Source organism: Neisseria weixii (assembly GCF_042658245.1).
In the GTDB taxonomy this organism is placed as follows: domain Bacteria; phylum Pseudomonadota; class Gammaproteobacteria; order Burkholderiales; family Neisseriaceae; genus Neisseria; species Neisseria weixii.
In genome coordinates this window covers 17,343-27,843 of record NZ_JBHSPY010000031.1, presented here as the reverse complement: position 1 = coordinate 27,843, position 10,501 = coordinate 17,343, and the positions used below count along the sequence as shown (strand labels likewise).

The 10,501-nt window shown below is 48.4% G+C and carries 10 protein-coding genes and 1 pseudogene; 4 read left to right on the top strand and 7 right to left on the bottom strand.

The annotated features are described in order from the left end of the window. Positions 1-128: 128 nt before the first annotated feature. Complete coding sequence (locus tag ACFPVS_RS11515; protein ID WP_096295719.1) at positions 129-872, bottom strand: DUF561 domain-containing protein; 744 nt, start codon at positions 870-872, stop codon at positions 129-131. A gap of 444 nt (positions 873-1,316) precedes the next feature. On the opposite strand from ACFPVS_RS11515, the gene ACFPVS_RS11510 reads away from it, so the two are divergent. Continuing rightward, entirely contained in the window at positions 1,317-2,267 is a 951-nt protein-coding gene (locus tag ACFPVS_RS11510; protein WP_096295720.1) for a CysB family HTH-type transcriptional regulator, read from the top strand. Positions 2,268-2,341: 74 nt separating this feature from the next. On the opposite strand, the gene fnr is transcribed toward ACFPVS_RS11510, so the two are convergent. Next, positions 2,342-3,076, bottom strand: coding sequence for a fumarate/nitrate reduction transcriptional regulator Fnr (fnr, locus tag ACFPVS_RS11505; RefSeq protein ID WP_096295721.1), 735 nt, complete (start codon positions 3,074-3,076; stop codon positions 2,342-2,344). A 148-nt stretch (positions 3,077-3,224) separates the two neighbouring features. Between fnr and hemN the strand changes: the two genes are divergently transcribed. Next, positions 3,225-4,631 carry an oxygen-independent coproporphyrinogen III oxidase gene (gene hemN / locus ACFPVS_RS11500; protein WP_096295722.1) on the top strand — a complete coding sequence of 469 codons (1,407 nt, stop codon included), beginning with the start codon at positions 3,225-3,227 and terminating at the stop codon, positions 4,629-4,631. Positions 4,632-4,763: 132 nt separating this feature from the next. After that, positions 4,764-5,015, top strand: a complete 252-nt coding sequence (locus tag ACFPVS_RS11495; RefSeq protein WP_096296173.1) for a DUF1289 domain-containing protein — start codon at positions 4,764-4,766, stop codon at positions 5,013-5,015. Positions 5,016-5,074: 59 nt separating this feature from the next. Here the strand turns inward: ACFPVS_RS11495 and ACFPVS_RS11490 are convergent, their stop codons facing one another. The 5 genes from ACFPVS_RS11490 to ACFPVS_RS11470 all read right to left on the bottom strand — a co-directional run bounded on the left by ACFPVS_RS11490 (position 5,075) and on the right by ACFPVS_RS11470 (position 9,608). Further along, on the bottom strand, positions 5,075-5,725 hold the full coding sequence (locus tag ACFPVS_RS11490; protein ID WP_096295723.1) for a site-2 protease family protein: 651 nt from the start codon (positions 5,723-5,725) through the stop codon (positions 5,075-5,077). Between the two features lie 146 nt (positions 5,726-5,871). Continuing rightward, positions 5,872-6,564 carry an aspartate/glutamate racemase family protein gene (locus ACFPVS_RS11485; RefSeq protein WP_096295724.1) on the bottom strand — a complete coding sequence of 231 codons (693 nt, stop codon included), beginning with the start codon at positions 6,562-6,564 and terminating at the stop codon, positions 5,872-5,874. Between the two features lie 78 nt (positions 6,565-6,642). Then, positions 6,643-7,263, bottom strand: coding sequence for an L-threonylcarbamoyladenylate synthase (locus ACFPVS_RS11480; RefSeq protein WP_096295725.1), 621 nt, complete (start codon positions 7,261-7,263; stop codon positions 6,643-6,645). A 521-nt stretch (positions 7,264-7,784) separates the two neighbouring features. Further along, positions 7,785-8,954, bottom strand: a complete 1,170-nt coding sequence (gene prpF, locus ACFPVS_RS11475; RefSeq protein ID WP_096295726.1) for a 2-methylaconitate cis-trans isomerase PrpF — start codon at positions 8,952-8,954, stop codon at positions 7,785-7,787. A 30-nt stretch (positions 8,955-8,984) separates the two neighbouring features. Continuing rightward, positions 8,985-9,608, bottom strand: coding sequence for a Type 1 glutamine amidotransferase-like domain-containing protein (locus ACFPVS_RS11470; RefSeq protein WP_096295727.1), 624 nt, complete (start codon positions 9,606-9,608; stop codon positions 8,985-8,987). Positions 9,609-9,779: 171 nt separating this feature from the next. On the opposite strand from ACFPVS_RS11470, the pseudogene ACFPVS_RS11465 reads away from it, so the two are divergent. Continuing rightward, positions 9,780-10,456: pseudogene (locus tag ACFPVS_RS11465) on the top strand (IS1595 family transposase). Positions 10,457-10,501 lie beyond the last annotated feature (45 nt).

Genomic DNA, 10,501 nt, shown 5'->3' with positions numbered 1-10,501 from the left:
ACGAGAGGATTAAGCTCAAATTAAAAGGACTGAGTCCTGTACAGTACAGGATTCAGTCCTTGAAAACCGCTTGATTAAACTGTCCGGCTTTTTGGGGTCAGTTCATACGCGGTTTTTTTAAAACCTAATTAAGGTTTAGCGTAACCGTGTACACCGTTGTATGGAGAAGGAATCCACCCCTCATCAACAGCAGGACGTTCACCTTGAACGGTACCCGGAGCAATTTGCTTAGTCACTACGCTGCGGATTTTTACATCAACGCGACGATCTGGTTCGATACATGCAATCAAAGCAGCACGACGTTTTGCTTTAGAAACTTTTTTGCCCAAGTTAGCGACTTCAGCTTCACAAGTTGCAGTCATTTGAGCTTGAGACTCGCCCAAACCTACAGCAGAGATCTTGTTAGAAGCAACACCGCGGTTAACCAAGTAGTTAGCCACAACATTAGCACGACGCTCAGACAATGCTTGGTTGTATTGCTCAGAACCCATAAAGTCGGTATGGCCTTCAACACGTACGGTTTGTACGTTGGTGTTGCTCAGGCGTTGGGCCAAAGTATTCAGGTTTTCTTGAGCTTCAGGACGCAGGATGTCTTTATCGAAGCCGAACAAAGTCTTAGCAGACAATGAAACAGTTTCGTCAGCATATTCTGGCTCTTCAACTTTAGCAACAGCATCACCACACTCAACACGGCCTTGAGTGGCTTTGTCGAAGTAGGTATTTTTCCAGCACTCGCCGTAGCTGTTGCGCACGACTTCTTGAGATTTGCTGCTTACGGTGTAACCGTGCTTGGTATGCGCTTCACTTGCCATTGCGGTGCCAGAAGCCACCAAGGCAACGAACAATGCGCTTAATTTCAGCTGTTTGGTCATTTTATTCCCTCATCAAAATTGTTATGCAACGGATGCTGTAATGCGTCGCTGCAAATTTACCAATATACAGGCCGCAGCATATAAAATGGCGGCAAATCGGATATATCAGGTTGCACTATAAAGAAGCGGAGGGCAAACTGTCAATACTCAATGCCTCTGAATAATCATGAAACTGCCTGCTTCCTGATTACCAATCATGCCGAAAAATCAATCTTGTGTCATTTATTTATGGATAAATCCCCGCAAGGTTTACGCTATCGTTGCGCAAAAGCAACAACCATTTTAAAGTGAGACCGTTTCTCTTTAATACTTTCTCATAGTAAATTTAGATACTTCTTGAAAAAACAAAAACTTCCCAAAGAAACCTGATTCCTGCCGACAAAATTAAATAAAATATGCTAAATTACGCCATATTTGTCGCACAATATCCACAACTCAAACACCATGAAATTACAACAATTACGCTACGCGCTCGAAGTTTACCGCCATAACCTGAATGTCTCCGAAGCCGCCGACGCACTGTTCACTTCCCAACCGGGCATTTCTAAGCAAATCCGATTATTAGAAGAAGAGCTGGGCATTCAGATTTTCATCCGCAGCGGAAAACGCGTGGTTTCGGTTTCACAACCGGGCAAAGCAGTGTTAGAAATTTCCGAGCGTATTTTGCGTGACGTGCAAAATATCAAAAACATCGGTAACGAGTTTACCGACCACGACAGCGGCGCACTCACCATCGCAACTACACACACACAAGCTCGTTATGCTCTACCGCATATTGTGGCAGATTTTATGAAGCGTTATCCCAAGGTTAACCTTACCATTAAACAGGGCAGCCCTTCGGCTATTGCGCAAATGGTCAGCAACGGTGAAGCCGACATCGCCATCATCACCGAAAAGCTCGATGACCACCCTGAATTGCACAAACTCAATTGCTACGATTGGAATCATGCCGTGGTAGTGCCGAAAAACCATCCTTTGCTGGATTGTAGGAATCCGCTCAGCATTGAAGATTTAGCCAGCTTTCCACTGATTACTTATGAATTTGCTTTCCATTCCGGCAGCAGCATTGCACGTGCCTTTAGCAAAGCCAAGCTGGAGCAGCCGGAGGTAGCTTTGGCTGCAGCCGATGCCGATGTATTGAAAACGTATGTCAAACTGGGCTTGGGCGCGGGCTTGATGGCGAAAATGGCTTACGATCCGCAAGCCGATCAGGATTTGGAATTGATTGATGTCGCCCACCTGTTTGAACCGTCACCCACATGGATTGCCATCCGTTCCGATACTTATTTGCGCGGCTATACTTATGACTTTATCAAAATGTTCGCCCCGCACTTAAACCGCGAAACCATCGATCGTATTTTGTATGCGCCGATTGTGGAAGATTTTTCTATTTAAAGCGTTCATATTTGCTTAAAATATCAAAAGGCCGTCTGAAGTTTCAAACCGGCCTTTCTTTTAATGTCCAAGCCTTACATAGCATGCGCACAGCCAGACACCATTTTTTTCAAAGCCCGCGAATCAAGAATCTTGATATGCTTGTGTTCCACTTCAATCAAACCTTCGTGATGGAACTTCGACAGCGTGCGGCTGACAGTTTCCAATTTCAAACCCAAATAGCTGCCGATTTCCTCACGCGACATGCGCAAAATGAAATCATTGGCGGCAAAACCGCGCGAATACAAACGATTCGACAAATTCAACAAAAACGCAGCCAATCGCTCTTCGGCACGCATATTACCCAACAACAGCATCACGCCTTGATCACGTACAATCTCGCGGCTCATTAAGCGGAAAAAATGGGTTTGCAGACTTGGAATGTTTTGCCCTAACTCTTCCATATGTGCAAACGGTAATTCACACACTTCGCTGTCTTCCAAGGCCACGGCATCACAGCTATGAACATGCGAACAAATGCCGTCCATGCCGATCAACTCACCCGACATAAAGAAACCGGTTACTTGGTCGCGACCGTCTTGGCTTGCCACTGTGGTTTTAAAAAAACCGGCACGAATGGTAAACAAAGAAGTAAACGGCTCGCCGGCACGGAACAGATACTCGCCTTTTTTCAGACGGCGGCTCTGACGGATAACGGCATCCAATTGGGAAAATTCGTTAGGCATCAGACCAACGGGCAAACAAAGTTCACGCAAGGAACACGTGGAACACAGTGCTTTCAATTGATGTGTAGAATTGTGTGCGGCCATAAAACAAACACCTTTGTTATAAAACTTCTTGTTCTGACTGAGCTTCCCTTGACTCATATCAAGACAGGTTTATCATAATGTGGCATTCTAGCAAACTAAATCGAGTTTTACTAATTCGTTAAACAAAATATAACACAACACGACCATCATGAAAATAATCCCGATACAAAACAACGAACTACCAGAATTCGACCGCGATTTAATTGCCAAGCTTCCGACAAGCGGCCCACGCTATACTTCCTACCCCACCGCCGACCGCTTCCACGATGGTTTCCGCGAAGCCGAATACACCCATGCGCTGCATTTACGCGGTCTGGGCGCGCTCAATAAGCCTTTATCGCTTTATATTCACATTCCGTTTTGCAATACCATTTGCTATTACTGCGGCTGCAACAAAATCATCACCAAAGACAAAATCCGCGCCGATGCTTATATTGAGTATCTCGAGCGTGAAATGGAACTGCTCGCCCCGCATCTCAACGGCCGTCATCAATTGGCGCAACTTCACTTCGGCGGCGGCACCCCGACTTTTTTAAGCGACGACCAGCTTGAGCGTGTGTTTAAGATGATTCGCAAGCATTTCCAACTCATGCCCAACGGTGAATACTCCATCGAAATCGACCCGCGCAAAGTCAGCCGCGAAACGGTACACAACCTCGGCAAACTCGGCTTCAACCGCATGAGCGTAGGCATTCAGGATTTCGACCCGAAAGTGCAAGAAGCGGTCAACCGCATTCAAAGCTTTGAAGAAACCAAAGAGGTGATTGATGCCGCGCGCAAAGCCGGCTTCAAATCCGTCAGCGTCGATTTGATTTACGGCCTGCCGCATCAATCGGTAGAAAGCATGAAAGCCACCATCGATACCGTGCTCAGCCTCGATCCCGACCGTTTGGCACTGTATCACTATGCCCACCTGCCCCATATTTTCAAACCGCAACGCCGCATCGATACCAATGCCGTACCGGGTAGCGAAGAAAAACTCGATATGCTGCAATATTGCGTGCAAACCCTGACCGGCCGCGGCTATGTATTCATCGGCATGGACCACTTTGCCAAACCTGACGACGAGCTTTCCATCGCCCTGAAAGAAGGCTGGTTGCAGCGCAATTTCCAAGGCTATTCAACCTATGCCGATTGCGATTTGGTGGCCATCGGCGTGTCGAGCATCGGCAAAATCGGCAGCACCTATGCCCAAAACGAGCGCGACATCGACGCTTATTACGCCGCCATTGATGAAGGCCGATTGCCGATTATGCGCGGCTACCAGTTAAACCAAGACGACTTATTGCGCCGCAACATCATTCAAGATTTGATGTGCCGCTTTTCATTGGATTTCCAAATTTACGAAAGCGTGTTCGGCATTCCGTTACACCAATATTTTGCCGATGAATTGGCTGATTTGCAGAATCTGGCGGAACTCGGCTTGCTGCGCTTGAAGCCGCACGGCCTGACTGTGACTCCGAAAGGCCGTTTCCTGATTCGCAATATTGCTATGGTGTTCGACTACCACTTGCGCCATAAAGAAACCACGGCGAAATATTCGCAAACCGTGTAAAATGTTTTGCTTCATGACAAGGCCGTCTGAAAACATATTCTGCTTTCAGACGGCCTATCGGTTGTTGCGTATCTCATTGACTTTACATCAATAACCACCTACCATGACAGAAAAATGACATTTTTCCCTGCCATGCAACAGCCCGACTTCTTCACCATTCCCAGCCCGTGTATCGGCGTATGCGAAGCCAATGCCAAAGGCTATTGCAAGGGCTGTTTGCGCAGCCGTGAAGAGCGGCTCTATTGGCAGCAGATGAGCGACGACCAGAAACACCAAGTCATGCGCCTGTTGAGTATGCGCAAAAACAAAATCCGCAACCGCAAACTGGATTTACTCGCCCCTGTCGATGGATCCAACGCCGAACAAATCAGCCTCGATTTTTAGGATAATCTACCAATCCACATACAACAAGGCCGTCTGAATCTTCAGACGGCCTCAGCTTTTTAGATGATTAAGCCGACAAATCCTGCCACCAACGATATAATCAAGTTCACCATCGGCCCGATTACCGTCCACAACACACCGGTCATCAGCAAAATCAAGATAATCCAAGTGCCGTAAGGCTCAATCTTGCGGTATTGTATGGATTGCTTCGCCGGTAGAAAGCTGTCGACAAAGCGGCCACCGTCCAAAGGCGGCACCGGCAGCATGTTCAGCACAAACAGTACCGCATTGATGGAAATACCGAATTGCGCCATTTTCGACATCGGAAACTGATACGATTCAGGCGCATACACAGCCGCTACCGCCACCAATCCCCAGCCGAACGCCATCACCAGATTCGACAACGGCCCGGCAATCGCCACCGTACGCATACCCAAACGCGCATCACGGAAATTACGCGGAATCACCGGCACCGGTTTTGCCCAGCCGAACATAAAACCGGTCGTAAAAAACAATACCGCCGGCACCACCACCGTGCCGATCGGGTCAATATGCGCCAACGGATTCAGCGTCAGCCTGCCCATCTGCTCGGCGGTATGGTCACCCCAATAACGCGCCGCATAGCCGTGTGCGGCCTCATGCACCGTAATCGCCAGCAACACCGGCAGCACCGCCAGTAAAAAAATGCCTAAATCAAAATTCTGAAACATGGTTTTCGCTCCGTAGAAAGCTGTTTTAGGAAACAGCTTTTCGAATATCAAGGCCGTCTGAACCGCCAGATAGTCAAGAATATAACAGATTTTGCAGATATGGGCATAAGGTGGGGATTCAAGGCGCGTAAAGAATCGGGAAGCACCTACTTCCCTAACACAAATTCTGCCGCCGCCTGCGCATGCAATGCAGCCGTATCGAAAAACGGTAGTTTATGATCGCCTTCCCGAATCAAAAGGCCGATTTCGGTGCAACCCAAAATTATCCCCTCGGCCCCCTGTTCAGCCAAATCATGCACAGTCTCTAAATAAAAATCATGACTTTCAGGCAAAATCTTTCCCAAGCACAGCTCTTCAAAAATAATACGGTGGACTTCCGCTTGCCGCTGTTCATCAGGAACCACCATCTCAATACCGCGCTGCTTCAGGCCTTCTCTGTAAAATGCATCCTGCATGGTAAATAACGTCCCCAAAACGCCTATCTTTTTAATGCCCCGTGCTTTAATCACTTCAACTGTGACATCCAGTATATGTAAAAACGGTATTTGCACCGCCGCCTGAATTTCGGCCGCATTTTTATGCATGGTATTGGTCGCCAACAAAATTCCTTGTGCACCAATGCTCTCAAGCTTAACCGCCGCTTCGGCTAAAATTTCACCCGTTTCCTGCCATGCACCGCTTTTCTGGCGCCGTACGATTTCTTCAAAATCGACACTCAGCATCACCATCGGCGCAGAATGGTTACTGCCCGCTTTTTGATTCACCAAGCGGTTGATTTCCTGATAATAAATCACTGTGCTTTCAGGCGACATACCGCCGATAATGCCTATCGTTTTCACGGTTTTCCTTTCATCTTAACAGCTTCATGTGTCAGGCCTTCCGAAACATCACTTTTCAGCAGCCTTTTTCAGCAAATTTTACAAGCCAAACAACCCTTTATCGCCCTTGCCTTCACGGATTAATTCTGTGCCGTCGGTCATGTCAATCACGGTAGTCGGCTCGGTGCCGCACCAGCCACCGTCAATCACCAAATCGACACTGTGCTCCAAGCGGTCGCGGATTTCGTAGGGATCGGTCAGCGGTTCATCGTCTTCGGGCAGCATTAAGGTGCAGCTCAACAAAGGTTCGCCCAATTCTTGCAACAAAGCCAAGGCGATTTTGTTGTCGGGTACGCGCAGGCCGATGGTTTTGCGTTTTGGGTGCATGGTGCGGTTGGGCACTTCTTTGGTGGCTTCCAAAATAAAGGTGTAGCTGCCCGGCGTAGCGGCTTTGAGCTGGCGGAACTGGCTGTTGTCCACTTTGGCATACGTGCCCAATTCGCTTAAATCACCGCACATCAAGGTCAGATGGTGTTTTTGGTCAATTTTGCGGATGTGCAGGATTTTTTCCATCGCGTTTTTGTCACCGAGTTGGCAACCCAGCGCATAGCAGGAATCGGTGGGGTAAACAATCATGCCGCCGTTGCGCACGATGTCGGCGGCTTGCTTAATCAGGCGTTCTTGAGGATTATCGGGATGAATGGCGAAAAATTGTGCCATGTTTGTGTCCTTTGCGTTTAATAGTTTTGGTTCGGCGCATATTGTAAAACTTATTGATTGAAAAGACAAAAGGCCGTCTGAAAGTTTTTAGGTTTCAGACGGCCTTTTGTCTATGCAAACAAATAAACATCACTTTTTTAACACTACGGCGGAAGTATTTTCTCAAATTTTAATTGATCAGATTTATCGGCTATTTCTGTAGATTTAATGTTTGCGCTTCATGGCCGCGCAACCACCTACTTTTAGCTTCGCAAAAAGTAGACAAAAGAAAGGCGGCCGCAGTTGCAGGTTCGCCCTTTAAGACAGACTTTCTTTACTACGCAAGATTTTGGCAGCAGGCTGAATCCGCCGCTTAGGGCGTCTCAGACAACGAGCCTTTTACTCTGCCAAAATCCTGCTACGTTCGGCTGCGCCAGCGGATTCGTTAGTTTATTTCCAAGTTACTGTTGGGTGAAAATTAGGCCGTCTGAAACCTCCCGTTTCAGACGGCCTATCATCATCAAACCTAATTACAAACTGCCTTAAAACGTATCATCCGGCACACGTACCCAGCCTTCCATAATCACACGCGCGCTGCGGCTCATGACGGCTTTGGTGGCGGCCCATTGGCCCTCAACCGACTCGGCCGATGCACCCACGCGCAAAGTGCCGGACGGGTGGCCGAAACGCACGGCATCGCGTTTTCCGCCACCTGCGGCCAAGTTCACCAAGCTGCCTTCAACGGCGGCTGCAGTGGCGATGGCAACGGAAGCCGTGCCCATCATGGCATGGTGCAATTTACCCATGCTCATGGCACGCACCAGCAAATCAATATCGCCTGTCCGGATGGTTTTGCCGCTGGAAGCGGTGTAATCGGTTGGTGGCGCGACAAAGGCCACTTTCGGCGTATGCGCGCGCGTGGCGGCTTCGGCAACGTCTTGAATCAAGCCCATTTTCACTGCGCCGTATGCGCGGATGGTTTCCAATTTTTCCAAAGCGGCGGGATCGTTGTTGATGTCATCCTGCAACTCGGTGCCGGTATAGCCTAAATCGGCAGCATTCAGGAAAATGGTGGGGATGCCCGCATTAATCATGGTGGCTTTGAACGTGCCGATATTCGGAACTTCTAAATCATCGACCACATTGCCGGTCGGAAACATGCTGCCTTCGCCATCGGCCGGATCGATAAATTCGATTTGCACTTCGGCAGCCGGAAAGGTCACGCCGTCGAGCTCAAAATCGCCGGTTTCCAACACTTCGCCGTTTTGCATCGGCACATGGGCAATGATGGTTTTGCCGATATTTTTCTGCCAGATGTTGACGGTACAAATGCCGTCTGAAGGGATTTTGGCCGAATCAACCAAGCCTTGTGAAATGGCGAATGCGCCCACGGCAGCGGTGAGGTTGCCGCAGTTTCCGCTCCAATCGACAAATGGTTTGTCAATCGACACTTGACCGAACAGATAATCGACATCGTGGCCGGCGCGTTCGGATTTATCCAAAATCACGGCCTTGCTGGTGGACGAGCCGGCATTGCCCAAACCGTCGATTTGTTTGCCGTAAGGATCCGGGCTGCCTAACACGCGCAACAGGATTTTATCGCGCGCTTCGCCTGCTTGTTGTGCGGCTTCGGGCAAATCGGTGCGTTTGAAAAATACGCCTTTGGATGTGCCGCCGCGGTAATACACGGCCGGGATTTTTATTTGCGGCATTTGGATTCTCCTTGTTTTTCTTGTTTGGGTTCAGACGGCCTTTGCCACCGTCCATTTTTCTACAACTCCGCTTCTGACGGCGAACAGTTCATGGTTCGTAATGGGACGGATGTCTAATCTGCCCTGCTGTGCGGCCATTATTTTTTCGCAGACTTCAACGAAGGGTTCGCTGCGATAATGCACGAGCGGGTAAAACGGGATAAGTGCCAAGCCTTTTGTGCCTTTGAGTTCGGGCGCGGCGGCAGGATTTTCCATCGGTGCGTAGCAGGCGATATCGGGGCTTAAAACCAGCGTACCCGCGGATTCGCCGATATAGGTTTTGCCTTGACTGAGGTGGCCGACCAGCATGCAGTCGACATTTTTACGGCGCATTTCCTGCAACAGGCAGAAAGTGTTGCCTGATACATAAATATAGCCGCTTTGTTGCAGGGTTCGGACAATATGTTCAACGGGTGCGGCAGCGATGTCCAATTCTTCGACGGCCATACCGAGCGAGCGCAAAGCGTGACGACCGTCATCCACATAGCCGCGGTATGCTTTCACCATACTGGCTGTAGGGATAAAAGCAACGCTACGGCCTGCGGGATTGCCTGCAAACTCAGGGAACAGCGCGGCAACATCGGCAAACGATGAGGTTAGAAACAGGTTGGGCATGTGAATTCCTCCGTTTGTTTCGGACCTGTCTGTTTTCAGACAGCCTGTAAAACGGCGGGTTGACAACCACCCTGTACAGCCCAATGCCGTCGTACATTAAAGTTCGTTTAAATATTTATGGGGCTTAGGAAACAAAATCATCAAAAAGCCTGATAAGCTCCTAATACTAATATGAAAACAAAAAATAAGTATCAAAAGTTCAGCAAAATTTCAGAGCAGAAGTTTAGAGAAATAATCCGCTGTTTCGCTCTTGATTTGACCGCTTCCGATACCGCTAAAATGACCGGCATCAGTGTCCGCAGTATCAATTCTATTTTCCTGAAAATCAGACACAGGATTGCTGCTCTGTGCGAACAAAGCTCACCACCGTCCGGGGTGGCCGAATTAGATGAATCTTACTTTGGCGCACGACGTGTCAGAGGTAAGCGCGGGCGCGGGCCTTCAGGTAAACCATCGTATTCGGCATACTGAAACGCAATGGTGTGGTCTATATGGAAATCGTTCCCGACGCTTCGAAAGCTTCACTAATCAAGGTTATACGTGGCCACATATCTGCTCACAGTAAAATCAATACTGACGGCTGGAAAGCATATGACGGTCTTGTCGATATGGGCCATGAGAAGCATTACCGTGTACATCACGATTCCAATGATTTTGCTCGCGGGAAGTAGCATATCAATGGTATTGAATCTTTTTGGAGTTATGCTAAGGGCCGTTTGACTAAATTCCATCGTATTTCCAAAGAGATGTTTTATCTGCATCTCAAAGAAACGGAGTTTAGGTTTAACCATCGGCATGAAGATTTAGGTGAAATATTAATGAAGATGCTTCGAAATAACCCAATTTAATATTTTTGCTTCCTAAGCCCCTGTTTATTTATGTCAAATGCAATA

What these genes read in the sequence shown, in the direction of transcription:
- ACFPVS_RS11495 (WP_096296173.1), top strand. Translation starts at nt 4,764, where the DNA reads ATGCAACAGCCCGACTTCTTCACCATTCCCAGCCCGTGTATCGGCGTA.
- fnr (WP_096295721.1), bottom strand. Translation starts at nt 3,076, where the DNA reads ATGGCCGCACACAATTCTACACATCAATTGAAAGCACTGTGTTCCACG.
- ACFPVS_RS11510 (WP_096295720.1), top strand. Translation starts at nt 1,317, where the DNA reads ATGAAATTACAACAATTACGCTACGCGCTCGAAGTTTACCGCCATAAC.
- hemN (WP_096295722.1), top strand. Translation starts at nt 3,225, where the DNA reads ATGAAAATAATCCCGATACAAAACAACGAACTACCAGAATTCGACCGC.
- ACFPVS_RS11470 (WP_096295727.1), bottom strand. Translation starts at nt 9,608, where the DNA reads ATGCCCAACCTGTTTCTAACCTCATCGTTTGCCGATGTTGCCGCGCTG.
- ACFPVS_RS11515 (WP_096295719.1), bottom strand. Translation starts at nt 872, where the DNA reads ATGACCAAACAGCTGAAATTAAGCGCATTGTTCGTTGCCTTGGTGGCT.
- ACFPVS_RS11480 (WP_096295725.1), bottom strand. Translation starts at nt 7,263, where the DNA reads ATGGCACAATTTTTCGCCATTCATCCCGATAATCCTCAAGAACGCCTG.
- ACFPVS_RS11490 (WP_096295723.1), bottom strand. Translation starts at nt 5,725, where the DNA reads ATGTTTCAGAATTTTGATTTAGGCATTTTTTTACTGGCGGTGCTGCCG.
- prpF (WP_096295726.1), bottom strand. Translation starts at nt 8,954, where the DNA reads ATGCCGCAAATAAAAATCCCGGCCGTGTATTACCGCGGCGGCACATCC.